The sequence below is a fragment of the Fictibacillus sp. WQ 8-8 genome (genome assembly GCF_024494405.1).
GTDB classification, from domain to species: Bacteria; Bacillota; Bacilli; order Bacillales; family Fictibacillaceae; genus Fictibacillus_C; species Fictibacillus_C marinisediminis.
In genome coordinates this window covers 433,966-458,174 of record NZ_JAMXKG010000003.1, presented here as the reverse complement: position 1 = coordinate 458,174, position 24,209 = coordinate 433,966, and the positions used below count along the sequence as shown (strand labels likewise).

Sequence of the window (24,209 nt, the reverse complement as noted above, 5' to 3'; positions counted from 1 at the left end):
TAGTATTTAACAATATACATTTTTAGCATCCCTCGTATCCTACCTGTTCGAGGAGTTTGCAGAAAGGAGAAAAATTGATGAGAAACGTGACATTAACCGATATATTTCTTCATCCATATGCTCAGAAATACTTGGACCGTTCTGGCCTTGTGCATGCGATCTCAACAGCATACCATGCGTTTTCACTCGCTAAAGAGCATGGCGTCAACCCGGATCTCGCAACAAAAGCTGCACTTCTTCATGATGTCGGCCACTATACTTGGTATACAAACGGCCAATGGGATTACTCCCTTTATAAAGAAAATGACATTCATGCCATTAAAGGTGCTGAAAGAGCGCATAAATTGCTCATTGAGCTGGGAGAAGATCCAAGGAAAGCAAAAGAGATTGCGTTAGCCATTCTTTTGCACACTGATTCTTATCTGCCGGAAGGACAGCTTCAGCTTCTGCCGCTACAGCGTGTAGTTGCGCTTGCCGACGAAGCAGATGAGGAGCCTGGCGGTTTGCATCATTATCGAAAACTGGATAAAAGTACGGCACTTAACCGAATTAAAAATCTGGACCGATTGGTGGATGCTCATTATGAGACACAAAACCTAAAACACTCCGTATAGATCATATCCATACGGAGTGTTTTTATTTATATATTAATGAAAGATGAACCCGATCGCGTTTTGGCTTGCATACGTACCAATCGTACTGCCAAATCGGGTGAACGAGATCGATTTAAACGCAGAGAATGTAAACAGTTCACCAAACTCCTTAATTACTTCTTCTTTGGAAGGAAGACTATGAATAATAAAAAGCTCTTTTTCAGGATGCTTTTGCTTCCATTCCTGCAGCAATTCTTTCAGTTTCATTAATCCTTTTTTCTTCCCTCTGTACTTTCCAACCGTTTCAACGATTCCGTCCTGTACGGAAAGAAGGGGTTTTATATTCAGAAATTCAGCAATGGCTCCCTGAACAGCAGATATCCTGCCGCCCTTTTTCACATTTTCCAGCGTTTCCAATAGTACATAAGCCAAAACCGTTTCTTTTTTCTCATTGATGGATGCTTCTATTTCTTCAGCACTCTTGCCTTGCTGAACAAGTTTTTCCGCTTCTTTTAGCAATACATGAATTCCTGCAGAAGCTGTTCCTGTATCGATAATATGCACTTTATGCTGAACGGCTTCATCTAGCATTCCTTTCGCGATTCCGGCACTTTGCACAGTACCGCTCAGGTTTGATGAAAGTCCTAGATAAATCAGCTCGTTTCCTTTTTCAAGTTCAGAATGAAAAGCATTATAGAAAGCCTGTGGAGATGGCTGGCTTGTCTTAGGAAGATTCTCCTCTCTTGCCATCCGCTCGTAAAATTCATCCATACTGATATCGACCCCATCTAAAAAATGACCGTCTTTAAAAGTAATATTAAGCGGAACAATGACAAAAGGGACGGATAATGTATGATGATCTACACAGTAGTCGCTTGCACTATCCAGAATAAAAGTGATATTCATTCAATTACCTCGTTTCAAATAATCCTTATAACCCTCCTTAAACATATCATAAAACGACCTCCTGATATACAGGAGATCGCGTCATTTGTTACTGTTTATTCTCATTGTTCAATTCATTGTCATAAAGATGGCAAGCTACCCAGTGGCCTTCTCTTGCTTCCTGCCATTTAGGAACTGTACTTGCGCAAACATCCATTGCATGCGGACAGCGCGTACGGAAACGGCATCCGCTTGGCGGGCTGATTGGGCTCGGAATATCACCTTCAAGAATGATTCGCTCGCGGCTTCGTTCTACTTCAGGATCCGGAACAGGAATGGCTGAAAGAAGCGCTTGAGTATACGGATGCAGAGGCTCTTCATAAAGCTCATCACTGTCTGCAAGCTCAACTATGTTTCCAAGATACATAACACCCACGCGGTCGGAAATATGTTTAACCATGGAAAGATCATGGGCGATGAATAAATACGTTAGTCCGCGTTCTTTTTGGAGTTTCATAAGCAGGTTTACAACCTGCGCCTGAATGGATACGTCCAACGCTGAGATCGGTTCGTCAGCGATGATAAAATCAGGATCCACTGCAAGGGCACGGGCAATACCGATACGCTGACGCTGTCCGCCTGAGAATTCATGCGGGTAACGGCTGGCATGTGCACGGTTCAGCCCTACCGTTTCAAGAAGCTCGTAAACACGCTCCATACGTTCCTTATCGTTCTTTGCCAGACCGTGGATATCTATTCCCTCGGCAATAATATCTTTGATCGTCATCCTTGGATTTAAGGATGCATAGGGATCCTGAAAGATCATTTGCATCTTGCGGTTAAAGGATTTTAATTCTTTACCGGACTTTTTGCCATGAACATCAACACCTTCATAAGCGACATTTCCGTCTGTAGCATCGTATAGACGAATAATCGTTCTTCCAGTCGTAGATTTTCCGCAGCCGGATTCTCCAACAAGTCCGAGTGTTTCACCTTTATATATATCAAAGCTAACATCGTCAACTGCTTTTAACACAGCATTCTTGCCAACTCTAAAATGCTTTTTCAGGTTCTTGACTTCTAATAACTTCTCTCTTTCTACAACTGCCATTAACGGGCACCTCCTACTAATGCAGCTTCAGGCGGTTCTACCTTAGGCGCACGCTCATCCAGCAGCCAGCAAGCCGATTTATGAGTTGAAGTAACGTCTGAGGCATCCGGCATATGGTCCACACAAACCTGCATCGCATAAGGGCAGCGTGCAGCAAACGGGCAGCCTTTCGGCGGATTAAGCAAGTTTGGCGGCGTACCAGGAATCGCCAGCAATTCTTTGTCGTTCGTGTTTAACTTTGGCATGGAGGATAGTAATCCCCAAGTGTAAGGATGTTTAGGATTGTAGAACACTTCATCCGTTGTACCTGTTTCAACAATCGTTCCACCGTACATTACCGCGACCCTTTGTGAAAGATTGGCTACTACACCAAGATCATGGGTAATCAGAATAATAGCTGTTCCGGTCTTTTGCTGCAGATCTCTCATTAAATCAAGGATCTGTGCCTGAATCGTAACATCAAGTGCCGTTGTTGGCTCATCGGCGATTAATACTTTTGGGTTACACGCAAGCGCGATGGCGATGACTACACGCTGTCTCATCCCACCAGAGAATTGGTGAGGATATTCTGTAATGCGGAGTTCCGGATTTGGAATTCCTACAAGCTTTAAGAGATTGATTGCTCTTTCTTTCGCTTCGCTCTTAGACAAGTTCTGATGCTTGCGAAGACCTTCCATGATTTGCTTCCCGACTGTCATAGTCGGGTTTAGGGAAGTCATCGGATCCTGGAAAATCATAGAAATCTCAGAACCACGGATTTTCTCCATCTCGCGGTTGGAGAGCTTCACTAGATCTTTTCCTTCAAAAAAGATTTGGCCTTCCTTAATCTCACTCGTTTTTTCAGGCAATAATCGCATGATTGCTTTCGAAGTAACAGATTTACCTGATCCGGATTCTCCTACTATCGCAAGGGACTCACCCTTTTCAAGATGCAGACTTACCCCGCGAACCGCTTTTACTTCTCCTGCAAATGTATGAAAGGAGACATTAAGATTGTTAAGTTCTAATATATTCTTCATATTTTCTCCCCCTATTTACGCATCTTAGGATCCAGAGCATCACGTAATCCGTCACCCAATAGGTTAAAGCTGATCATGATCAACGAGATAATGACAGCCGGGTACATTACTAGGTGAGGATAGATCTGTAATGATTTAAATCCTTCGTTTACTAATGACCCTAGAGAAGCTGTTGGAGGAGCAAGTCCAAGTCCGATAAAGCTTAGGAATGCTTCAAAGAAAATAGCGTTAGGAATAGTAAACATGGATGTAATGATGATCGCACCCAAAATATTCGGGAACATGTGCTTTGTCAAAATACGGGAACTTGTTGCCCCCAATGATTTTGATGCCATTACAAATTCCTGGTTTTTCAATTTTAAGATCTGTCCACGTACAATACGGGCCATTGTTGTCCAGCCTGTAATAACCAATGCCATTGTGATGGATAAAATACCTGGATCAAGAATTAGAATGAAAAGGATAATGACGATTAAGTTGGGGATACCGACTACGATCTCAATAATCCTCTGCATAATATTATCCGTTCGTCCGCCAAAGAAACCTGAAATGGCTCCATAAGCTACACCAATAATCATGTCAATGGCTGCAGCTAAGAATGCGATGTAAAGAGAAATCTGTGTCCCTTTCCATATTCTTACGAACTGATCCCGGCCCAGAGCGTCCGTTCCAAACCAGTAGTAATTTTTTGTCTGGTTTTTCATTTTATACTGATCGACGCCTCGGATGTCCACACCATCAACACCAAGGAAGCTTACCTTTTCAAGTAAAGGAATACGCGGCGGCAAATTGGTTCTGCTTGTGTCTTGATCATCAAAGCCGTTATGACTCATAACTGGACCTAAAAAGGCAAAAAGGAGAATAGCTACGATGATGATAAGCCCAGCAACAGCTCCCTTGTTTTCAAACAAACGTCTTCTGGCATCCTGCCAAAAGGAAGTGCTCTCTTTCGTTATTTTTTCAGAAGCTTCCGCAGAGATCACCGCAGGCTGGAACAAATCATTGTTAAGTTGTTTTTCACGCATGCTCATTATTCCTTGCCTCCTGCAACCCTGATTCTCGGGTCAATAATTCCGTACAAAATGTCAACAATTAAAATGACTACAATGAAACATACACTATAAAAAATGGTAGTTGCCATAATTACCGGATAATCATTAAGTGTGATCGAACCTACGAATTGGTATCCCAGGCCAGGCACTGCAAAAATTCGTTCGATGATCAGCGTACCTGTGATCAGGTTGATGGCAAGAGGCCCTAAAATAGTTACTACCGGAATCATTGCATTTCTAATCGTGTGTTTCCAAATAACAACAATATTTTTTAAACCTTTGGATTTAGCAGTTGTAATATAATCTTGTCCCAACACTTCTAGCATTTCCGTTCTCATGAACCTCGCAACTGTTGCTATTACAAAAACCGATAACGAAAGTGCTGGCAGAACATGATATTTCGGACCATCCCAAAGGGCTACGGGCAGCCAATCTAGCTTAACTCCCACGTAATATTGAAGAACACCGGCAAATACAAATGAAGGAATGGATATCCCTAATACAGCAAATAGTGAAGAAACGTAATCAATCGCCGAATTTTGCTTTAATGCAGCGGCAATTCCTAGGATCAATCCGATAATCGTTCCAAAAATAGTTGCTTCAACACCCAGAACAGCAGAAGGCCCAATTCTCTCTGTAATCATAGTGGATACAGGCCGGTTGTCATACTGGAAGGAAACACCCGCGTCCCCTTTTACGAGATTGCTCATATAGTTAAAGTACTGTACAGGAATCGGATCATTCAGCCCGTATTTTTCATTCAAGATAACTTTTTGCTCTGCTGTCAATTTTTCCTCGTTGTTAAACGGAGAACCTGGCAGCAGCTTCATTAAGAAAAACGTAAATGAAGAAATAATAAATAGTGTGATCAACATGTAAACCATGCGTTTGAGTACAAAACGAACCACTATTGCACCTCCTAATAATAAACCCCAGCTATATACCTATATATCTATAATAGTTGAGATTACAATATCCTACAATAGTTTTATTTGAAAGTTCGACAAATTTCAACTAGTGAGAATTTTGCAGTTAAAAGGAGAGTATATGGCTTACTGACATATACTCTCCGCGTATAGCTATTTAACCATTTAATATTATTTTTTACTTAACATCCCAGTTTTTATAGCTGAAATCTCCGCCAAATGAGTGGTTTACTACGTTTTTAAGGTTTGGCTTAGTGATGTAAGCAAGACCACGTTGGTACATTGGGCTGATTGCAGCATCATCCTGAATCAAGATTTTCTCAGCGTCTTGCATCATAGCCCAACGCTTTTTAAGGTCTGTTTCAGATGAAGCTTTTTTGATTAGTTCGTCATAATTTTTGTTTGAGTAATTCATTTCGTTATGAGGACTTCCAGTTACGAACATATCTACGAATGTCATTGGATCTGGATAGTCAGGTCCCCAACCAGCATAGGAGATATCGTAATCAAGTTTCTCTTCAAGCTTAAGTTTTTGTTTAAATGGTTGTGGCTTAATTTTTAGAGATAGACCAGGAAGGTTTTTCTCAAGTTGGTTTTTGATGAACTGCGCATCTTTTTGTGCAGTATCGCTGTCATAGTTAAGTAGAGTAAGCTCTACTTTCTTTGTTCCAAGCTCTTTCAAGCCTTTTTCCCAAAGTTCTTTTGCCTTTTTAGCATCGCCTTTATTAAGGTCACCATACTTCTCACGGAAGTCAGATCCATCTGGACCGTTAACGAACTTAGAAGGAACTAGGAAGTAAGCAGGAACAGATCCGTTGTTTAAAAGAACGTCAGTAAGCTGTTTTTTGTCCCAGCCCATATCTAGTGCGTGACGGATGTTTTCATTAGCCAACGCTTTGTTCTTTTGGTTCATACGCAAGAAGAATAATGTTGATTCAGGAACAGTACTGAAAATATCTTTCTTGTCTTTGTATTGATCCACGTACTCAGCAGAAATGGTAGTACGGTCTGCTTTTCCAGTTTCAAACAGGTTAATGCGAGTTGCTTCTTCTTTAACTACGTTTACGTTGATTGTGTCAACTTTAACGTTGTTCTTGTCCCAATATTTAGGGTTCTTTTTCAACTGCCAGCCTTTTTCATGCTCCCATTTAGAAAGAGTGTAAGGGCCGTTATAAAGCGCTTTGTCTGCTTCAAGAGCAAACTCTTTGCCTTGTTTTTTAACGAAAGCTTCATTTTGCGGATAGAAAGTAGGGAATGAAAGAACCGCTTTAGTGTAAGGTTTTGATGCAGGGTCAACTGCGAATTTAACTTCTAGCGTGTGATCGTCAATTGCTTTAACGCCAAGCTGATCCGTTTTGTTGTACATTTTGTCTTCAGGGTTAAGTATTTTATCTGCATTCAGGATGCCTGCTACTTGATAAATGAAAGAGTATTGAGTAGCTGTTTCTTTCGCTACAGCTTTTCTCCAAGCAAATACATAATCATTTGCCGTTACTTTTTCACCGTTGCTCCAAACAGCGTCATCACGAAGTTTGAATACCCATGTTTTACCGCCGTCTTTTTCTTGCGGCTCTTCAGCAGCACCAGAAAGGACTGGCTGATCTTTGTCATCTAAAGTGTAAAGACCTTCGTAAACGTTGTTTGCAACGTTTAGAGATACAGAGTCATCCGCCATGATGTTATCAAGGTACGGAATTTCTGATGAGTCTAACAGGTTAAGCACCTTTTCTTTAGATGAACTACCATTACCTTCAGATGCATTGCCATTTGCTTTGTCATCTTTACCGCTCTTTCCGCTACACGCAGAAAGAAAGACGCTCAATACGAGCACGATCGTTAGAAGTAACGACCATTTTGACTTCTTCATGAATTGACCTCCCCTTTTTCTGTTTACCTAATTAGTGGACCAAAGCTTCGTGAATTATCAGACATTTTGCCCACAACCGTATTATACAAGTTTTCTAACTATTATGCATATACTTTTTTTTACGACTTTTACAAAAAGCCCATAATATTTACGTTTTATTAACAAAAAATAGGAATAAAGACCTATTATTGTCCGTCGTTTTCTTTCTGTTTTTAAGACAGTAATTTCCAGAATGTTTGGTGATATATCCTCCTTTATTACCCCATATTTTTTTCGCCCTCCCGCTGTTTTGAATCAAAAAGCTCACTTCAAGAAGATCGACAGGGGGATTTACTAGGTAAAAAGTATTACTTCATTCGTGAATTTTCATGTTAAAATGTATAAAACAAACTTGAATTTTTCAGATAGGAGAAATTTGATGTCACGCTTGACTTCCTCATTGTTATTAACCGCGGGATCCATAATACTTTCGCTCATTATAGAGCTTGTCTCTGAAAAAAAGATCCACCTCATTCATTTAGTGAACAGCCTTTTCATGGTTTCCCTCGCCCTCCTTTTAATTGGCTTAACCCTTTTTGTCATCAGGGGAGGATTATTCGATCTGTTTTCCAGGACACTGAAAAAAGTTATGAAGAGTTTCTCTAAGTCTGCAGAGTATGCAAGCAGCCATGAAACCGAATCGAACTTCTATCTTTCAGAAAGAGTATCAGGAGAATTTGTTTTTCCGCTCCTCTCTTCGGGTCTTTTTCTGTTTGTGGTCTCTAGCCTGGTTGCAATTCTGTCTTAAATTTACTATACTTATTTTAATTGAATGATCTTGGCGATGATAAAGAAAAGTACATGTTTTTGAAGCTCTCAGAGAGCCTGTGTGTGGTGTAAACAGGCAGTGAATAAGCATGGAATGGGCTTTTGAGCTCCTGTCTGAACTTACAGTAGGAACAGGCGTGTTTGTCCGCACGATAGAATGGTCACCGTATGACAGTACGGCTTTGAGAGATTCTTTATGAATAAGTAAGGGTGGCACCGCGGTCCATTCGTCCCTTTTAATGGGATGGATGGGCCTTTTTGTATTGATTTTGAAGTAAAAGGAGAAGGATATTTTATGGCAACTATATTTTCAGGCATACAGCCAAGCGGTACGATCACACTTGGCAACTATTTAGGAGCACTGCAGCACTTTGTAAACTATCAGGAAGATAACCACTGTTACTTCTGTGTGGTAAACCAGCATGCAATTACAGTTCCGCAAGACCCGGTCCAGCTGAAAAAGAACAGCCGCAGCCTTGCCGCCTTATACCTGGCTGTTGGAATTGACCCGGAGAAGTCTACACTATTCATTCAGTCTGAGGTTCCTGCTCATACGAAGATGGGATGGATATTACAGTGTATCGCTTATATTGGAGAACTTGAACGTATGACTCAATTTAAAGACAAATCCAAAGGAAAAGATGCTGTTTCTGCAGGGTTGCTGACATACCCGCCGCTGATGGCTGCTGATATCCTGCTGTATGGAACTGAACTAGTTCCTGTTGGGGATGATCAGAAACAGCACATTGAGCTTACAAGAGATCTTGCAGAACGTTTTAATAAAAAGTACCGTGAGATCTTTACGATTCCTGAGCCTCGAATTCCCAAAGTCGGTGCGAGAATCATGTCCCTCGTTGATCCGGTTAAAAAAATGAGCAAATCAGACCCGAACGTGAATGCCTTCATCTCTATTTTAGATAATGAAGCGGTCATCACAAAAAAGATCAAGCGTGCGACAACTGATTCAGAAGGTATCGTTAGGTTTGATAAAGAGAATAAGCCAGGAATCTCAAATCTCTTGACAATCTACTCTCTTTGTTCCGGAGAGTCCATTTCCGAGTTGGAGACCAAATATGAAGGAAAAGGTTACGGAGATTTTAAAGAAGGCACAGCTAAAGCGATCATTGAACGTTTACAACCGATTCAAGACCGGTATTTCAGCCTCATCGAATCTGATGAACTTGATCAAATCCTTGACCAAGGGGCAGAAAAAGCCAACCGGGCAGCAAACAAAATGCTGAATAAAGCAGAGCGTGCAATGGGCTTGGCCAGAAAACGAGTGTAAAACCCGGAACACGTGAAGAAACCTCCACTTTAAGTGGGGGTTTCTATGTGTTTATTGAAGTTTGAATCTCGCGGAAAAGCAGTTGTTAATTTAGGGATTTAATCGGATCTTGATTTAATTGAGCGTTACTCGAAATGAGTATTCACATAACCCCACCCCTGGCTTCAATCCTGAAGATCATAATAAAGGAGACTCACACAATGAGTCTCCTTTATTGCTTCATGGTCAGTTTACGTGTGTCCCGTTCTCAAGTTCCCATATCTTTTCAAAGTAAGGCTGCCCTTTTACTAATCGTTCACAGATTGCATAATGCTGGTCGCTCCAGCCGTCTTTAATTTCAGAATAAAGTGCTGCCCATGCTTCTTCAAATTCCATTCGCTGAATGGCCATGTAATTCTCAGGCATCCACTCCGTATACCAATAACGCACTTCCGCAACATTTTTAGTTGTATGAAGCTGATCCAGCACCATGAACAAGAGCTGCTTTAACTGTCTTTCTTTTCTTGTGAGCCCTCTCATGATAATCGGTTCCGGTGATAGGATATGATGCTCTTTTTCTTTGATTTCTGGTTTGAACGTGTAAGTTGCGGTCTCCATTTGTTCCGCCATTTCATAGACGAGCTGTTCCTGTCTCGGAATCAGTCTGCTCTTTCGTATCGGGATACGATAGCCCATCGTGTCAATCACCATCGTTTTCTTCTCATCCGTTATGATAAAACAATGATCAAGCTGCACTCTCTGGTTGTTTTTTCTTACGTATGCTTTTTGGTGTACTTCCTCTAAAAGGGAATCTGGAAGATCGCTAAGTTCATTTTCAATATAATGAAAGAGTGAAGAATCCATTTTCACGATTGGAACTTGATCGAGCAATTCAATAAAGTCATCCTTTCTCCACTCATGGAACTCACAAACGTTATAGCCATTTTCTTCACCTTCGAACCAATTCACCCAAACATCTCGTAAATATAACATCTGCAACCCCTCGCTTAACCGTTTTGTTAAAAACAGTATAGTCAGAGGTTGTCCAATTTATTCTATGGCATGGGAAGAAAAATCCCGAAAGGAACACAAAACCCTGGTTAATAGAATCAACCAGGGTTTTGTATTACAAACAAATATCTTGGTTGAAAAAATCAACCATCATTTTGTACACAAACAAAAATCTTGGTTGAAAAAATCAACCAAGATTTTGTACTACTCACTGTATTTTTTAAAGATAAGTGTTGCGTTATGGCCGCCGAAGCCTAAAGAGTTGCTGAGCACAGCGTTAACTTCTGCTTTTCTTGCTTCATTCGGCACGTAATCCAGATCACACTCCGGATCCGCTGTTTCATAGTTAATGGTAGGGGGAATGATACTGTTTTGAATGGATTTTACTGAGAAAATCGCTTCAATTCCACCTGCCGCGCCTAAAAGATGCCCTGTCATTGATTTTGTTGAACTGACAGCCACTTTATAAGCATGCTCTCCAAATACTTCTTTGATCGCCATCGTTTCAAACTTATCATTATAATCTGTGCTTGTTCCATGAGCATTGATGTAATCAATTTCTTCTAATGCAAGACCGCTGTCTTCAACAGCTTGTGTCATGGCTCTGACTCCGCCTTCTCCTCCTGGAGCCGGGGCTGTAATGTGATGGGCATCACCGGTGCCTGCATAGCCTACGATTTCTGCGTAAATTTTCGCTCCGCGTTTTTTGGCAAACTCAAGATCTTCAAGGACAAGAATACCTGCACCTTCACCAATGACGAAACCGCTGCGGTTCGCATCAAATGGACGGCTGGCTGTTGCAGGATCCTCATTGTAGGAGAGTGCTCCAGCTTGGCAAAAACCAGCCAATGCCATATCTGTGATCGGTGCCTCAGTTCCTCCGCAGATCATCGCATCCGCATCTCCGCGCTGAATCACTTTAAACGCGTCACCAATGGAGTTTGCACCTGATGCACAAGCCGTTACCGTACAGGAGTTCATACCTTTTGCTCCAAGAATAATGGAAACCTGTCCTGCTGCCATATCCGGAATCATCATCGGTACAAAGAAAGGGCTGACCCTTCTGTAGCCTTTTTTCTCAAAAACACGGAATTGTTCTTCATGCGTATCCATTCCGCCGATTCCAGAACCGATCCACACCCCTACACGCGGTGCGATCTCATCTGTAATGTCAAGCTCTGCATCTTCCACTGCCATTTTAGAGGCAGCTACTGCAAATTGAGTAAAGCGGTCCATTTTTCTTGCTTCTTTGCGGTCCATGAATTCCTGGGGATCAAATTCTGTAGCTTCTGCAGCTACTTTTACCGGGAATTTATCCCGGTCCCTGCGAGTTAGCGGGCCAACACCAGATTCACCTGCAACGATTCGGTTCCATGTTTCTTCTACACTATTTCCAAGGGGAGAAACGGCTCCCATTCCTGTAATTACTACGCGTCTTTTCATTTTTAATTCAACTCTCCTTTGAAGAATAGTTAGCTATTATCTTCCCCACCGAAGTGCAACTGCACCCCATGTAAGGCCGCCTCCAAATCCAACGAGTACTAGCAGATCATCATCTTTTATTTTACCATTTTTTAAGGCATCAGAAATAGCCATAGGAATAGAAGCTGATGAAGTATTTCCATATTTATTTACGGTTACTGCCATTTTTTCTTTCGGTAGATCAAGCCGCTGCCGAGCTGCTTCCATGATCCGGATGTTGGCTTGATGCGGAATAAGGTAATCTACATCATCCTTAGTCAATCCAGCTTTTTCAACAACGTTCATGGATGATTCACCCATTTGGCGGACAGCAAATTTAAACACTTCCCGGCCGTTCATATAAAGATATTTGTCCTGATAAAGGTGTTTCGCTCCTCTGCCGTCTGAACCCAGTTCAAAGGAAAGGATCCCTCTGCCTTCAGAAACTGTCGACATTACAGCAGCACCTGCTCCGTCACCAAACAGCACTGCTGTATTTCTGTCATTCCAGTCTGTAATTCTGGACAATTTTTCAGCTCCGACTACCAAAACATTTTTGTAGGTTCCCGATTCAATGAATTGTTTAGCGATCACCATTCCATACATGAACCCAGAGCAGGCTGCACTTATATCCATAGCAACAGCATTAACCGCTCCCAGCCTATCCTGGATCATACAAGCAACGGAAGGAAAAGGCCTGTCAGGAGTGACGGTAGCCACAACAATCAGATCAATGTCCTCTGCATTCATATCAGCGTTTTTAAGCGCCTCTCGTGCAGCATTTTCAGACATGTGTGATGTATTGATATCGTCAGATGCTATTCTGCGTTCTTCAATTCCTGTTCGAGTACGAATCCATTCATCACTTGTATCTACCATTTTTTCCAAATCGAAATTTGTTAACACTTTCTCAGGGACATAAGCACCTAAACCCAGTATTCCAGCATTCATGTCATTACCCCTTTGGTTTATTTTTTATATTTTGTTCGCCAGCTAACTTAGTATCAATTTTTAAGACCTGGTACTAATGTAAGATATTTTTTGTTTTTTGTCCAGTACCGAGATTTCCGGTACAAGATACCAACTTCAAATCAGGGCATATCCTAGAGAGAGATGTAATCAGTCTGAAAATAAGGAGTGGTACATTTGAATTCGCCTCGCTATGGGCCTCCTTCACCAAGGCATCCAAGGCCGCTGATGCATGCAAGAAGCCCATTTCCTCCACCGCGGCAAACAAGAGAACAGCTTCCAAGTGAGCCGCCCTTTATACCTATGGCTTACCGCCAGCCCTTTCAGCGACCCAATCCCTTATTAAGTGCATTCCGGACGAACGATGGGGCGTTTGATTATAACAAGCTGATGGCTGTTATTGATCAGACCGTTAAAGTAGCACAGCAGGTCTCACCACTCTTTAATGCCTTTAGGAAAAAATAAAAGAGCCAACACAGAGTTGGCTCCTTTTTCCGTTTTCTTAATCCTGTTTTCCGAGCTCATAAGCATCGTTCATTACTTTAAGCAGAAGATTCAACATAGGCTGGATATCCTCCATGGATAATTCCATTCCTTTTTTTTCCAAAAACTCTTTTCCTTCTGGCAGATGCTTCATGGCAATTTGCATGAATTTCATATTGAGTTCTTGATTCATTGTTCTTCCTCCAATACATGTTCTTTCATTACTTTTCCGTTGGGGAGCTTTCCGGATTTTTTGTATTCGTCAATTTCTTGCTTTATCTTCTTTTCAAAAGAAGCAGGCACTTGCGGGCTGAACCTGCCCAGAGAAATGGCTTTCTCCTTAAATCCATATTGCAGATTCCCGGATTTCAGATCGCCTTCATTAAACTTGTCAGCGACAAATCCATACACATATTCAACATTTTGCACCGTACTAGTCAGTACTGTAGCGCGGCCGAGATCCGATTGGTCAGATACATAGCCTACCGCGTAGAGTGCTTTCTTTTTCACTTCTTCAATAACAGGGATGGTAAATCCGTCACCTGCAGGATAGAAGACATCTGCCCCGGAAGCTTCCATCTTACGGAATGCGCTGATGGCCTTCTGTTCATCGCTCCAGCTGTGTACCACATTCTTATCCACTTTAATTTTGGGCTTTTGGTAACGAGCACCTTCTATAAAGCCATCTATTTCAGGCTGCCAATCCTGGGCGGCAATTACTCCAAGATGGTTGGTGCGGCTCATTTTGGCTGCTGCCATTCCAGCGAAAAAACCCATTCCATATGAATTAAAATGAATGCTCGTTACATTTTTGCCATGTACTTTTCCATTAAAGCTCACAAAGTGCATCTTGGGAAAATCACTGCTGATCTGATCAAAGATATCAGCATAAATCTTACCATGGCCAAAAACGAGGTTAACCTTTTTCTTCTGAAACTCTTTTACTGCTTTAAGCACCTGGCTTTTTGTTTCTATTTTTTCTTTATAAAAAACTTCATTCCCATATGTATCCTGAATCTTTAAAAGCCCTTTATACCCCTTGTCACCCCAGCCCTGATCATTGATTGTATCCTGAATCAGGAGCCCGGTGTTTTGAAGGTTCTGTGAAGATTTTTCCTGGCATCCTGTGAGACCTAACAGTATACAAGCTGCCAGGAGCAATGTTTTAATCTGCATTTTGGATGTTCACTCCCATTTCCTCGCTTGCCGGATATCCCCTTTAATAGTATAAAGAATAATGGGAAAAGCGCAAGCGCCCTGATAAGGTCCGACAAGCGCTGGAGCTCTTACACAGCAACACGCTTTTTGTGTTGAGGTGTAAGAGTGAAGCGACCTCGAGGACCTAGGCGCTGAAGCTGGACAATAAAAAAAGGGAAAACATATTTTCCCTTTTTATGCCTTAAACCTATTTTTGAGCCTTTCCTTGCTATGCTGAATCTGCTTTTTCAAACCTTCTTCGATTTTAACATCTGAGCGGAATCCAAGTTCTTTAGCTGCCTTTTCTCCTACAACCACCATGTTTCGCTTTTCTTTTGGAATTTCATCTTCTTTAATAGATAGGAGTTTTAATCCTTTGCGCCATTCTCCGCTTGTTCCGCTGACTATATTATATATCGCATTTCTGCTTTCGTTTTCTGCAGCCATACATAAGGCTCTGACGGCATCTTCAACGTAGATCGCATCCTCTGTGACAGAATCTTTTTTTACCGTCATAACATCACGTTCTCCTTCGTCTGCGCTGATGATCTGCTGAAAAGTCATCCCCTCAGGCTGCCAAGGGCCATATACTGTTGGGAATCTTAGAATGACGTATGAAAAATGCTTTTTTGCAGCAGCCATCCGAATATAATTCTCTTCTGTGAGTTTAATCAATCCGTACAATGTCTCCGGATTCGCTGCAGAGTTCTCTGTAACTTCACCTGTTTTTTTTCCATACACATCATAAGAAGAGGAAAAGATGAATTTCGTTTTTCGGCTGTCTATTGTTTCAGCTAACAGCCGCATACAATGAATATGGTCCTTTACTCTATCTTCAATATCACTCCATTGTTCATTTGGCTGAATCCCACAGGCAAGATGGAAAACCACATCGACCTTTTGCATAATCTTCATCAGGTCCGCCTGTTCGATTCGTTGATTAATGAGTTCAAAGTTTGCGTTTCTTCCAATATAATCTAATTTTTCGGTTGATTGGGAGCCATCGATTCCTATGACCTCCACATCATCCTCTAAAAGTTTGGTACATAAGTGGGAGCCAATAAAACCTGCTGCTCCTGTAACGAGTGCTCGTTTCATGAACAATCCTCCGTTCTTTAGCCTTCTCTATATCGTATTTTTCAACTTAAGGAGTATGCATCTTAAGAAAAGCACATAAAAAAACCTGCAACAATAAAGTCACAGGATGGTCTCAAAGCGGCTGTAAAAATAAGGGATGGAAGTATACCGTTCTGCACTTTTACCCGGCATCTGTATGGTCAGCGAAACAGAGAAACCTTTTTCAAGGCAAGAGGATTCAAAGGGCCGGCTATGCACTTTGAAAGGATAAACCGAACCTGCCGCATCATGAAAAATTTTAATCGGTACATTGCTTTTCAGGTTGAACCGAGAAATTTCTTTGTCTAGAAATCCATCGATCTGTTCGTTTTTTATTCCGTAAGCCTGGCTGATTTCTTTGCGGATTCGCTTTAAAAATAATTTGTTTTGCTTTTCCTGCTGAAAATGCCCCTTAAGATCCAGGCAGGGGTTGATAAAAATGGCAGACCGGATGTATCCTTCCATATCATTGATAAAATCGAGTGCGGTTAGAGCACCCATTCCTTCTGCCAGGATATGAATCTTCGGATTTAGAATTTCATATTTCAGAACATATCGGTAAACTCTTCTCGCAAGATTTACAGCCTCTGGGTTCCCCCAGTTGCGTCCGTATAGATGAGAGTAAAAAACGGTGTATCCCATTTCCATCAGAGTACGGATGAGCATGAACCGGTCAGTGTTCTGTTTCCATAAACTTGTATGATTATCAACAAAATGATTGCAGTCTCCAAATACCATGACAGCAAAACCGTTTGGCTGTTCAGGAAGATGTATTGTATTCCATTGTCCATCTAAGCTGAATGATCTCTCTTCGATACTCACTTTTCTCCCCTCATCCAAAGTTTTCTTACTTATTCTATGTCCGTTCTGTGAAATGGAGAAGGGATATGCCTATTCCTGGCTGATTTCCTAAAACATTTAAAGACAAAACATTGATTTTTTGTTACTATATCAGGAGAAGAATTCGTTTATATAAAGCTGAGGTGAACTAAATGCGCTATTTCTGGACGTTAATCTGGTCATTACTTTTAAGCAACATGGCATTTTATGTACTGGCTTCCATGCAGGGCGGAGCATACGACTTCGCAAAAGCTACAACATTTGGCGTGATCTTTGCCGTATTTATCATGATCATCGGTGCTGTACTTCCAAATGAAGCAGAAACTGCAGAATAACCAAAATAGCAGCCCATCACATCCGTGAAGGGCTTTTTTTCATAATAAGGACGTATCTGGAGGTTATCGAATGAAAGAATCCATTACCGCTTTCCTGGATGACAATTTTGACTTATTTAAAGAAGTTGCCCGCTATATTTGGGAGCATCCCGAGCTTGGCTATAATGAATATCAGTCATCCAATAAACTCATCGGCACATTAAGATCATTTGGCTTTGAGGTTGAACAGAATATCGAGGGAATGGAAACGGCATTTATTGCTGTTTATGACAGCGGGCAATCCGGACCTTCCATCAGCTTTCTTGCAGAATATGATGCACTTCCGGAAATTGACCACGCTTGCGGCCATAATTTGATTGGTACGATGAGTACGGCTGCCGGAATTGCACTTAGCCGAGTGCTCGCCGAGACCGGAGGAAAAGTACTTGTATATGGAACGCCTGCAGAAGAAACTGGAGGAGCCAAGGTTCACCTTACCGATAAAGGATACTTTGACCGTGCAGATGCTGCTCTCATGTGCCATCCATACAAAGCCTTTGAACGAAGCGGATCGAGTATGGCGATGGAAGCTCTGCAATTTGACTTTAAGGGCAAATCCGCGCATGCTGCTGCTTCACCTCATGAAGGAATCAATGCTCTGGATGCTGTCATTTCATTGTTTAACAATGTGAATGCTCTCCGACAGCAGGTCACCCCAGATGTCCGCATCCATGGAGTAATCACGCAGGGCGGTACCGTACCCAATGTAATTCCGGATCGAACACAAGCTAAATTCTATGTGCGTGCGTCCACTGTTGAACAATTGCCAGACCTGGTGAGAAGAGTAAAAGACTGTGCTGCAGGAGCAGCTATGAGTTCGGGCTGTGAATGGGAAGCCTCACATTATGAACTCGGCTACGCCAACCTGTTTACGAATGAATCCATGTCAGATGCGTTTACAAAAAATCTCGTTTCACTCGGCATTCCGCTCGAAGAAATTGAAACAGGGAATGACCATGGATCACTCGATTTAGGTAATGTGAGCCAGGTTATACCAGCGATCCACCCGTATATTAAGATTACGGATGCCTTTCATAATCTCCATACGAGAGAATTTTGCACTGCAGCCAATTCAGAAAAGGGCTATGATGGAATGCTCATCGGTGCAAAATCACTTGCACTAACCGGCTATGACCTCCTGACGAATCCACAGCTTCTAAAGACTGTCAAAGAAGAATTCAAAAACCGCGAAAAAAGGACCTGATCCCAGGTCCTTTTTTCTTTTACGCGCCAATTCGTTAACATTACGCGCTAATCTGGTTGATTTACGCGCCATTCTCAGCATTTTACTCGCCGATGCCGGCAATTTACGCGCCAATCTATATTTTCAGCAGAATCAAGGCTTTCTTTTATAGGTCCAAACACGGTTATGATTTGAATTTTTCGGAAATGGATCCCCCGTACTAAGCTGGACCTCTTGCGGATCGTTGACCATGCTTCCGGTTTCGCCGATTTCTACATAGATGCCATTGTTTGGAGCCTTTTGCCCATGTTTAAATTGATGATTCTGACCCAATGTTTCCACACTCCTTTTTACATTTTCGTTGTTTACTATTCCCAAAAACACACAAAAAAACCAACCAATACTGGCTGGCTCGGAAATTAGTAATAAGGAACAGGCATGACGTTCGCCAGGTTGGATACCGGGATGATAAACCGTTCAATTTCATAGCTTCTTACAGGCTGTGAAAACCCGTAATATGGATAATCGTATTCGGTTTCGTTGTTCTCTCTTTCACTGTCCTGCCCCTCATCAATAATGGGAGAAGCAAAATAAATATTCTGTCCGTCCATGAATTCAATAAATCCATCGTATACATTGCCATCGAGCATGGTTACCGAAACAAATCGCTGAATGTTCTTCCGGCACAGCTTCTGCATCTTTTTGGCCATTTGAGGATTGGGCGGGAAGCCTTGCTGCTGATAGCCCGGCTGCGGTTGCTGGTAGCCTTGCGGCTGGAAACCTTGCTGTTGAGCATAATAAGGATTCTGGTTATTAAACATGGGGCACCTCCTTACTAACACATGTTATTCACCCAGCCCCAATGTGTTCATCCCTTTACATGACAGATGCAAGCAGTGCTTTTTGAACATGCAGACGGTTTTCTGCTTCCTCAAAGACAACGGAATGGGGCCCATCTATTATTTCACCTGTCACTTCTTCCCCTCGGTGTGCAGGCAGGCAATGCATGAAAATATAATCCGGATTTGCGCCTGCTAAAGATTCGCTGTTTACTTGATAATCTTTGAAGGCTTCGTGACGCTCATTGGTTTCGTCTTCCCAGCCCATGCTTGCCCATACATCGGTATACACGATATCGGCATGTTGTATGCCTTCTTTTAAATCATTGGTCACAAGAATCTTCGAACCCGATTCTTTTGCAATTTCCTGCGCTTTACTTACAATCTCCGCTTTCGGCTTATAATTCTTCGGAGTCACAATGGTACAGTCCAGTCCCACTTTAGCCGAGCCGATCATTAAGGAATGGGCCATGTTGTTTCCGTCCCCAATATACGTTAATTTTTTTCCTGCAAAAGCGGATTTATATTCAAGAATGGTCATGAGATCAGCAAGTACTTGGCATGGATGATAATCATCGGTCAATCCGTTGATTACAGGAATATCTGCATGCAGAGCAAGTTCTTCAACAATCTCATGGTTAAATGTTCTGATCATAATTCCATCAAGATACCTTGACAGCACTTTAGCGGTGTCGGCGATCGATTCTCCTCTTCCCATTTGAATGTCACGGGAACTTAGGTGCAGAGCATGCCCACCCAACTGAAGCATGCCGACTTCAAACGAGACTCTGGTTCTGGTCGATGATTTTTCAAAGATCATTCCTAGGGTTTTTCCTGCCAGCAGGTGTTTTAGCTGGTTTTCTTTTTTCAGCTGAAGGGCATAGTGAAGGATTTGTTGTATTTCATCCGCCTTCCAGTCCGCCAGGGTTAACAGGTCCTTGCCTTTGAGTGACGTTTCCGCAATGGATGCCATCGGATTCATAGTTTAACTCCCTTTCTTTCTTGTTTTTCTTTTATATGAACAAAATTCTCGATTGGGAGATTTAGCCCATGCTGATAGAACGCGCATGTTTCCCATTGTGTAAAGATATAATTGCCCGCCAGGCTGGCTTCCATTAATCTTTCATGCGATTGTTCATCACTGCCCGTTGAAAAATAAATGCCCGTCTGCCTCGATTGGTTCCACTCTGAAAAAGACAGCTGTGAAGGAAAGAACACCTCCATGCCTTTCTCTTTCCAATTTTGAAGAAGTTGAGTTTCTTCTATAGAAAGCAGTTCTTCCTCCATGTCTGCAAAAAGGCTGGCTGGCATCGAAGCATCTCCTGTTCGCGCAGCTGGATTGCATCCTGTAAAGATTTTTTGTACGGCTTCCCCTACAGAATCTCCAATTCCCAGCACCTCTCCGGTTGAACGCATGATTGGTGCGGTTTTTGGCGAGAGTCCTGGAAGCTTAACATTGGAGAATACCGGTGCTTTTACAGCAAAATAATCGCTTTCATTTAGTCCGGCTTCTATTCCGATTTCAGGCAATGTTTTACCAATCATGACTTGTACTGATGCCTGTATAATGTTCACACCTGATATTTTATTAAATATTGGTGCAGTCCTCGATGCGCGAGGGTTGATCTCAAGGACATATACCTGGTTTCCATCGATGACGAACTGGATATTGAATATTCCTTTGAATGGCATAGAACATGCTATAATTTGGGTGTATGTGACGATATGTTCTATCGTGCTTTTTTGCAGGCTGACTGGAGGTGTGATAGCTGTGCTGTCTCCAGAATGGATGCCAGCTGGCTCGATATGTTCGAAAATCCCAGGAATAAATACCTTTTCTCCGTCCGTCAAGACATCCACTTCCGCCTCTTTTCCGGCAATATAACGGTCGACTAGGACGGGAAACTCGATGGCCTGTGTGTTCATATAATTCTTCAGTTCCTCATCACAGTGAACAATCATCATTCCTTTCCCACCGATTACGTAGGAAGGGCGAAGCAAGACCGGGTAGCCGATCTTCTGTGCGGATGTCAGCACTTCTTGCTGATCATACGCTGTTTCCCCTGGCACATGAGGGATGCCGCATTTTTTCAGAAAGTGATAAAACCGATCCCTGTTCTCCATTTCATCGATCAGATCCGCATTTGAACCAAGGACTTGGATACCCGCTTCTTCCAGCTGATTTGCTACATTAATAGCTGTCTGTCCCCCAAACTGAAGGATCGCTTTTTCGGCTCCTTCAAACTCCAGTACGTTCATAATGTCCTCAAATGAAAGAGGTTCAAAATAAAGCGTATCCGCCACTTCAAAATCAGTACTTACAGTCTCCGGATTATTATTGATCAGAATGGTCTCATAGCCTTCCTTCTGCAAAGCAAGCACGCCATGAACACAGCAATAATCAAACTCTACCCCTTGGCCGATCCGTATCGGTCCAGATCCGATGATTGCAATTTTTTCTTTCTTTCCCGGAAGTTTGTCGCTTTTCCCTTTCCAGCTTGAGTAATAATAAGCCGTATCAGCAGTAAATTCTGCCGCACATGTGTCGACCATTTTATATGAAGGAACGATTCCTGATTGAATCCTTTTTTGTCTTACTTCATTTTCAGTCACGTTCCAGGCCGCTGCGATCGTCTGGTCAGAGAATCCCGCAGCTTTCCATTCAGAAAGCTGGTTTACTTCCAGGTCTTTCATTGAACTGCTCTTTATCTGCTGATCGAGGTCTGCCAGTTTTTTAAATGAAGCAAGAAAAAATGAATTGATTTTCGTCCATTCATGAATCTCTTCAACCGAAGTTCCCCTGCTGAGCAATTCGGTGATCGCAAAGAACCGGCGGTCGTCCGCTTCTAATAAAAGATTTTTCAGCTTCCCGCTCCCCCATGTCTTAAGCTCCTGCAAAAAAATACTTTCCGTCTCCAGTTCCAACGAGCGTACAGCTTTTTGCAATGCCGCTTCCAGGTTCCTCTCGATGGCCATCACTTCTCCGGTGGCCTTCATTTGCGTTCCGAGTTTTCTTTCTGCTTCCGGAAATTTGTCAAACGGCCAGCGCGGCATTTTAACCGTAATATAGTCCAAAGCAGGTTCAAAGCTGGCAAACGTTGAACCAGTAACTGGATTTTTCAGCTCATGAAGCTGATAACCAATGCTTAACTTGGCTGCTATTTTTGCGATTGGATATCCTGTTGCTTTTGAAGCCAGGGCAGATGATCGGCTTAAACGAGGGTTCACCTCAATCAGATAATAGGCTTTGCTTTCTGGATCAAGAGCGAACTGGATATTGCAGCCGCCGATAATACCAAGTGCCCTGATGATTTTTATGGCTGACGAACGCAGCATGTGGTATTCCTGGTCTGTCATTGTTTGGCTTGGTGCGACAACCATCGAATCGCCGGTATGTATGCCTACCGGATCAATATTTTCCATATTGCATATCGTGATACACGTATCATTGCAGTCGCGTACCACCTCATATTCAATTTCCTTAAATCCGGCAATGCTTTTCTCGATCAGACATTGGCCGATCGGACTTGCTGATAGACCTTTTTTAACGATGACATTCAGTTCGTGCTCTGTATGCGCAGTACCGCCCCCGAAGCCTCCCAGCGTGTATGCTGGACGAATAATGACCGGAAACCCTATTTTTCCTGCAAACGCAGCAGCTTCTTCAGCTGTTGTTACAATTTCACTGTCGGGTACAGGTTCATCAAGCTCATGCATCAATGCACGGAAAAGCTCGCGGTCTTCTGCTTTTTTAATGGACTCCAAATTTGTCCCAAGCAGTTTTACATTGTGTTCCTCTAGAATCCCTTTTTCCTGAAGCTCCATTGCCAAGTTCAACCCGGTTTGACCGCCGACTGAAGCCAAAAGTCCGTCAGGTTTTTCCTTTGAGATAATGCTTGCCAAGGACTGGGCATTCAGAGGTTCAAAATATACTTTATCGGCATACGTTTCATCCGTCATGATGGTAGCCGGATTATTATTGACGAGAACAACATGTATTCCTTCTTCTTTCAGCGCTGCACAGGCTTGTGTTCCTGCATAATCAAATTCAGCTGCCTGCCCGATGACGATAGGCCCCGAACCAATCACCAGGACACTATGAATCTCTTGCTGCTTAGGCATAAATCTTTTCGCTCCTCTTTTCTTTGATTAGTTCAATAAAACTGCTGAACAAATGAGCATGATCTTCCGGTCCTGGATTGGCCTCAGGATGAAACTGGGCCGTCATGACCGGATGTGTTTCATGAAACATCCCTTCTACACTTCCATCATTGATATTTTTATAGAGCACTTGAAACCCGGTATGAATTAAACTGTTTTCCTCCACAACATAGCCATGATTTTGCGAGCTCATCGCCACTTTATTCGTTCTCACATTAATGATGGGATGATTCGCTCCCCGATGGCCAAATTTTAATTTTTTAGTATTTCCGCCGAAAGCCAGTGCCAAAAGCTGATGACCGAGACAAATACCAAATGAAGGGTAGAGCTCGGCTAGCCTTCTGTACACTGGCATATAGGGTGCCAGTTCTTTTGGATTGCCCGGTCCATTTGAAAAGAGAAGGCCATCCGGTTTTAGTTTATGGAGAACTTCTTCTTGTGTATCATAAGGGACGATGGTCACTTTGCATCCGGACGAGATTAAGGCATCCAAAATGGATTTCTTATATCCGAAATCAATCATTACGATATGTGTTTTTCCTTTGCCGTACACCTCAGATTTTGTCACGGCTACTTCTTTTACCAGCCTTCCCTGCATCCCTTTTTGTTCTTTGAAATCCTGCAAAGTTTGTTCACTGCTGGTTAATAACCCTTTCATGTCTCCCTCGGAACGGATCAATTTTATTAGAGACCGGGTGTCTGCTCCGCTCAAATGCGGTATATTATGCTTCTTCAGCAAAGCTGAAAATGACTCCTGGCTCTGATAGTGATGGCCTTCTTCATCTGCAGAGCATGTCACCACTCCGGCTGGCTGAGGAACGATAGATTCAAAGTCTTCTTTATTGATCCCATAATTTCCGATGAGAGGATAAGCAAAAACAACAATCTGTCCGTGATAAGAAGGATCGCTCAGTACCTCCTGATATCCGGTCATTCCGGTAAAAAACACCACTTCACCGCTCGAGCATTGCGGCTTCCCGTGCCAAATCCCTTTAAAACTTTCTCCATTAGAAAGCTGCAAGTATCCTTTCATCATTCCTTCTCCTTTGTA

The 24,209-nt window shown here is 42.5% G+C and carries 24 protein-coding genes and 1 other annotated feature; of the genes, 6 read left to right on the top strand and 18 right to left on the bottom strand.

What is annotated here, in order from left to right:
- Positions 1-77 precede the first annotated feature (77 nt).
- Positions 78-614 carry an HD domain-containing protein gene (locus M1K46_RS07690; protein ID WP_062231393.1) on the top strand — a complete coding sequence of 179 codons (537 nt, stop codon included), beginning with the start codon at positions 78-80 and terminating at the stop codon, positions 612-614.
- Between the two features lie 33 nt (positions 615-647).
- On the opposite strand, the gene M1K46_RS07685 is transcribed toward M1K46_RS07690, so the two are convergent.
- The 6 genes from M1K46_RS07685 to M1K46_RS07660 all read right to left on the bottom strand — a co-directional run bounded on the left by M1K46_RS07685 (position 648) and on the right by M1K46_RS07660 (position 7,453).
- Complete coding sequence (locus M1K46_RS07685) at positions 648-1,499, bottom strand: DegV family protein (RefSeq protein ID WP_256225591.1); 852 nt, start codon at positions 1,497-1,499, stop codon at positions 648-650.
- An 88-nt stretch (positions 1,500-1,587) separates the two neighbouring features.
- The gene (locus tag M1K46_RS07680; RefSeq protein ID WP_053354760.1) at positions 1,588-2,589 is read right to left on the bottom strand and encodes an ABC transporter ATP-binding protein; all 1,002 of its coding nucleotides are present in this window, start codon (positions 2,587-2,589) and stop codon (positions 1,588-1,590) included.
- Positions 2,589-3,608 (bottom strand): ABC transporter ATP-binding protein, encoded by a 1,020-nt coding sequence (locus tag M1K46_RS07675; RefSeq protein WP_053354761.1) that lies wholly within the window; start codon positions 3,606-3,608, stop codon positions 2,589-2,591. Before M1K46_RS07675 ends, M1K46_RS07680 begins: the two co-directional genes overlap by 1 nt.
- An 11-nt stretch (positions 3,609-3,619) precedes the next feature.
- Complete coding sequence (opp3C, locus tag M1K46_RS07670) at positions 3,620-4,633, bottom strand: oligopeptide ABC transporter permease (protein ID WP_062232514.1); 1,014 nt, start codon at positions 4,631-4,633, stop codon at positions 3,620-3,622.
- Positions 4,634-4,638: 5 nt separating this feature from the next.
- Positions 4,639-5,568: an oligopeptide ABC transporter permease gene (gene opp3b / locus M1K46_RS07665; protein WP_053354762.1), complete on the bottom strand. Its 930-nt coding sequence runs from the start codon at positions 5,566-5,568 to the stop codon at positions 4,639-4,641.
- Positions 5,569-5,764: 196 nt separating this feature from the next.
- Positions 5,765-7,453, bottom strand: a complete 1,689-nt coding sequence (locus M1K46_RS07660; protein ID WP_256225590.1) for a peptide ABC transporter substrate-binding protein — start codon at positions 7,451-7,453, stop codon at positions 5,765-5,767.
- A gap of 418 nt (positions 7,454-7,871) precedes the next feature.
- Here M1K46_RS07660 and M1K46_RS07655 point away from each other — a divergent pair, with 418 nt between their 5' ends.
- Both M1K46_RS07655 and trpS read left to right on the top strand, forming a co-directional pair.
- Positions 7,872-8,240, top strand: coding sequence for a DUF3899 domain-containing protein (locus M1K46_RS07655; protein ID WP_256225589.1), 369 nt, complete (start codon positions 7,872-7,874; stop codon positions 8,238-8,240).
- A gap of 27 nt (positions 8,241-8,267) precedes the next feature.
- Positions 8,268-8,498: a binding site (T-box leader), on the top strand.
- 57 nt (positions 8,499-8,555) lie between these two features.
- A complete protein-coding gene (gene trpS, locus M1K46_RS07650; RefSeq protein WP_053358293.1) occupies positions 8,556-9,545 on the top strand; it encodes a tryptophan--tRNA ligase in 990 nt (329 codons plus the stop codon).
- Positions 9,546-9,770: 225 nt separating this feature from the next.
- Here the strand turns inward: trpS and M1K46_RS07645 are convergent, their stop codons facing one another.
- The 3 genes from M1K46_RS07645 to M1K46_RS07635 form a co-directional block, all read right to left on the bottom strand.
- A complete protein-coding gene (locus M1K46_RS07645) occupies positions 9,771-10,517 on the bottom strand; it encodes a YjbA family protein (RefSeq protein ID WP_053354765.1) in 747 nt (248 codons plus the stop codon).
- A 222-nt stretch (positions 10,518-10,739) separates the two neighbouring features.
- Positions 10,740-11,978 (bottom strand): beta-ketoacyl-ACP synthase II, encoded by a 1,239-nt coding sequence (fabF, locus tag M1K46_RS07640; RefSeq protein ID WP_062231382.1) that lies wholly within the window; start codon positions 11,976-11,978, stop codon positions 10,740-10,742.
- A 36-nt stretch (positions 11,979-12,014) separates the two neighbouring features.
- Positions 12,015-12,947, bottom strand: coding sequence for a beta-ketoacyl-ACP synthase III (locus tag M1K46_RS07635; protein ID WP_053354767.1), 933 nt, complete (start codon positions 12,945-12,947; stop codon positions 12,015-12,017).
- A gap of 195 nt (positions 12,948-13,142) precedes the next feature.
- Here M1K46_RS07635 and M1K46_RS07630 point away from each other — a divergent pair, with 195 nt between their 5' ends.
- Complete coding sequence (locus M1K46_RS07630; protein WP_256225587.1) at positions 13,143-13,430, top strand: YppG family protein; 288 nt, start codon at positions 13,143-13,145, stop codon at positions 13,428-13,430.
- A gap of 37 nt (positions 13,431-13,467) precedes the next feature.
- Here the strand turns inward: M1K46_RS07630 and M1K46_RS07625 are convergent, their stop codons facing one another.
- The 4 genes from M1K46_RS07625 to M1K46_RS07610 all read right to left on the bottom strand — a co-directional run bounded on the left by M1K46_RS07625 (position 13,468) and on the right by M1K46_RS07610 (position 16,583).
- A complete protein-coding gene (locus tag M1K46_RS07625; RefSeq protein WP_256225586.1) occupies positions 13,468-13,641 on the bottom strand; it encodes a ComZ family protein in 174 nt (57 codons plus the stop codon).
- Positions 13,638-14,624, bottom strand: a complete 987-nt coding sequence (locus M1K46_RS07620; RefSeq protein ID WP_248252361.1) for a BMP family ABC transporter substrate-binding protein — start codon at positions 14,622-14,624, stop codon at positions 13,638-13,640. Before M1K46_RS07620 ends, M1K46_RS07625 begins: the two co-directional genes overlap by 4 nt.
- Positions 14,625-14,840: 216 nt before the next feature.
- On the bottom strand, positions 14,841-15,743 hold the full coding sequence (locus M1K46_RS07615) for an NAD-dependent epimerase/dehydratase family protein (RefSeq protein ID WP_256225584.1): 903 nt from the start codon (positions 15,741-15,743) through the stop codon (positions 14,841-14,843).
- Between the two features lie 99 nt (positions 15,744-15,842).
- Complete coding sequence (locus tag M1K46_RS07610; RefSeq protein ID WP_062231372.1) at positions 15,843-16,583, bottom strand: hypothetical protein; 741 nt, start codon at positions 16,581-16,583, stop codon at positions 15,843-15,845.
- A 170-nt stretch (positions 16,584-16,753) separates the two neighbouring features.
- On the opposite strand from M1K46_RS07610, the gene M1K46_RS07605 reads away from it, so the two are divergent.
- Both M1K46_RS07605 and M1K46_RS07600 read left to right on the top strand, forming a co-directional pair.
- Entirely contained in the window at positions 16,754-16,936 is a 183-nt protein-coding gene (locus M1K46_RS07605; protein WP_053354773.1) for a YjzD family protein, read from the top strand.
- Positions 16,937-17,006: 70 nt separating this feature from the next.
- On the top strand, positions 17,007-18,179 hold the full coding sequence (locus M1K46_RS07600; protein ID WP_256225583.1) for a M20 family metallopeptidase: 1,173 nt from the start codon (positions 17,007-17,009) through the stop codon (positions 18,177-18,179).
- 132 nt (positions 18,180-18,311) lie between these two features.
- Here the strand turns inward: M1K46_RS07600 and M1K46_RS07595 are convergent, their stop codons facing one another.
- The 5 genes from M1K46_RS07595 to M1K46_RS07575 form a co-directional block, all read right to left on the bottom strand.
- Positions 18,312-18,491, bottom strand: a complete 180-nt coding sequence (locus M1K46_RS07595) for a YjzC family protein (RefSeq protein ID WP_062231369.1) — start codon at positions 18,489-18,491, stop codon at positions 18,312-18,314.
- An 86-nt stretch (positions 18,492-18,577) separates the two neighbouring features.
- Complete coding sequence (locus tag M1K46_RS07590) at positions 18,578-18,979, bottom strand: hypothetical protein (protein ID WP_256225581.1); 402 nt, start codon at positions 18,977-18,979, stop codon at positions 18,578-18,580.
- Positions 18,980-19,034: 55 nt separating this feature from the next.
- Positions 19,035-19,970, bottom strand: a complete 936-nt coding sequence (gene argF / locus M1K46_RS07585; RefSeq protein WP_375162189.1) for an ornithine carbamoyltransferase — start codon at positions 19,968-19,970, stop codon at positions 19,035-19,037.
- 5 nt (positions 19,971-19,975) lie between these two features.
- Positions 19,976-23,119 (bottom strand): carbamoyl phosphate synthase large subunit, encoded by a 3,144-nt coding sequence (locus M1K46_RS07580; protein ID WP_256225579.1) that lies wholly within the window; start codon positions 23,117-23,119, stop codon positions 19,976-19,978.
- Entirely contained in the window at positions 23,112-24,191 is a 1,080-nt protein-coding gene (locus M1K46_RS07575; protein WP_256225578.1) for a carbamoyl phosphate synthase small subunit, read from the bottom strand. The genes M1K46_RS07580 and M1K46_RS07575 overlap by 8 nt, the downstream gene beginning before the upstream one ends.
- Positions 24,192-24,209: the final 18 nt, after the last annotated feature.

What these genes read in the sequence shown, in the direction of transcription:
- M1K46_RS07600 (WP_256225583.1), top strand. Translation starts at nt 17,007, where the DNA reads ATGAAAGAATCCATTACCGCTTTCCTGGATGACAATTTTGACTTATTT.
- M1K46_RS07580 (WP_256225579.1), bottom strand. Translation starts at nt 23,119, where the DNA reads ATGCCTAAGCAGCAAGAGATTCATAGTGTCCTGGTGATTGGTTCGGGG.
- M1K46_RS07680 (WP_053354760.1), bottom strand. Translation starts at nt 2,589, where the DNA reads ATGGCAGTTGTAGAAAGAGAGAAGTTATTAGAAGTCAAGAACCTGAAA.
- M1K46_RS07615 (WP_256225584.1), bottom strand. Translation starts at nt 15,743, where the DNA reads ATGAAACGAGCACTCGTTACAGGAGCAGCAGGTTTTATTGGCTCCCAC.
- argF (WP_375162189.1), bottom strand. Translation starts at nt 19,970, where the DNA reads ATGGCATCCATTGCGGAAACGTCACTCAAAGGCAAGGACCTGTTAACC.
- opp3C (WP_062232514.1), bottom strand. Translation starts at nt 4,633, where the DNA reads ATGCGTGAAAAACAACTTAACAATGATTTGTTCCAGCCTGCGGTGATC.
- M1K46_RS07620 (WP_248252361.1), bottom strand. Translation starts at nt 14,624, where the DNA reads ATGCAGATTAAAACATTGCTCCTGGCAGCTTGTATACTGTTAGGTCTC.
- fabF (WP_062231382.1), bottom strand. Translation starts at nt 11,978, where the DNA reads ATGAAAAGACGCGTAGTAATTACAGGAATGGGAGCCGTTTCTCCCCTT.
- trpS (WP_053358293.1), top strand. Translation starts at nt 8,556, where the DNA reads ATGGCAACTATATTTTCAGGCATACAGCCAAGCGGTACGATCACACTT.
- M1K46_RS07655 (WP_256225589.1), top strand. Translation starts at nt 7,872, where the DNA reads ATGTCACGCTTGACTTCCTCATTGTTATTAACCGCGGGATCCATAATA.
- M1K46_RS07625 (WP_256225586.1), bottom strand. Translation starts at nt 13,641, where the DNA reads ATGAATCAAGAACTCAATATGAAATTCATGCAAATTGCCATGAAGCAT.
- M1K46_RS07675 (WP_053354761.1), bottom strand. Translation starts at nt 3,608, where the DNA reads ATGAAGAATATATTAGAACTTAACAATCTTAATGTCTCCTTTCATACA.
- M1K46_RS07685 (WP_256225591.1), bottom strand. Translation starts at nt 1,499, where the DNA reads ATGAATATCACTTTTATTCTGGATAGTGCAAGCGACTACTGTGTAGAT.
- M1K46_RS07635 (WP_053354767.1), bottom strand. Translation starts at nt 12,947, where the DNA reads ATGAATGCTGGAATACTGGGTTTAGGTGCTTATGTCCCTGAGAAAGTG.
- M1K46_RS07645 (WP_053354765.1), bottom strand. Translation starts at nt 10,517, where the DNA reads ATGTTATATTTACGAGATGTTTGGGTGAATTGGTTCGAAGGTGAAGAA.
- M1K46_RS07660 (WP_256225590.1), bottom strand. Translation starts at nt 7,453, where the DNA reads ATGAAGAAGTCAAAATGGTCGTTACTTCTAACGATCGTGCTCGTATTG.
- M1K46_RS07575 (WP_256225578.1), bottom strand. Translation starts at nt 24,191, where the DNA reads ATGAAAGGATACTTGCAGCTTTCTAATGGAGAAAGTTTTAAAGGGATT.
- M1K46_RS07690 (WP_062231393.1), top strand. Translation starts at nt 78, where the DNA reads ATGAGAAACGTGACATTAACCGATATATTTCTTCATCCATATGCTCAG.
- M1K46_RS07605 (WP_053354773.1), top strand. Translation starts at nt 16,754, where the DNA reads ATGCGCTATTTCTGGACGTTAATCTGGTCATTACTTTTAAGCAACATG.
- M1K46_RS07590 (WP_256225581.1), bottom strand. Translation starts at nt 18,979, where the DNA reads ATGTTTAATAACCAGAATCCTTATTATGCTCAACAGCAAGGTTTCCAG.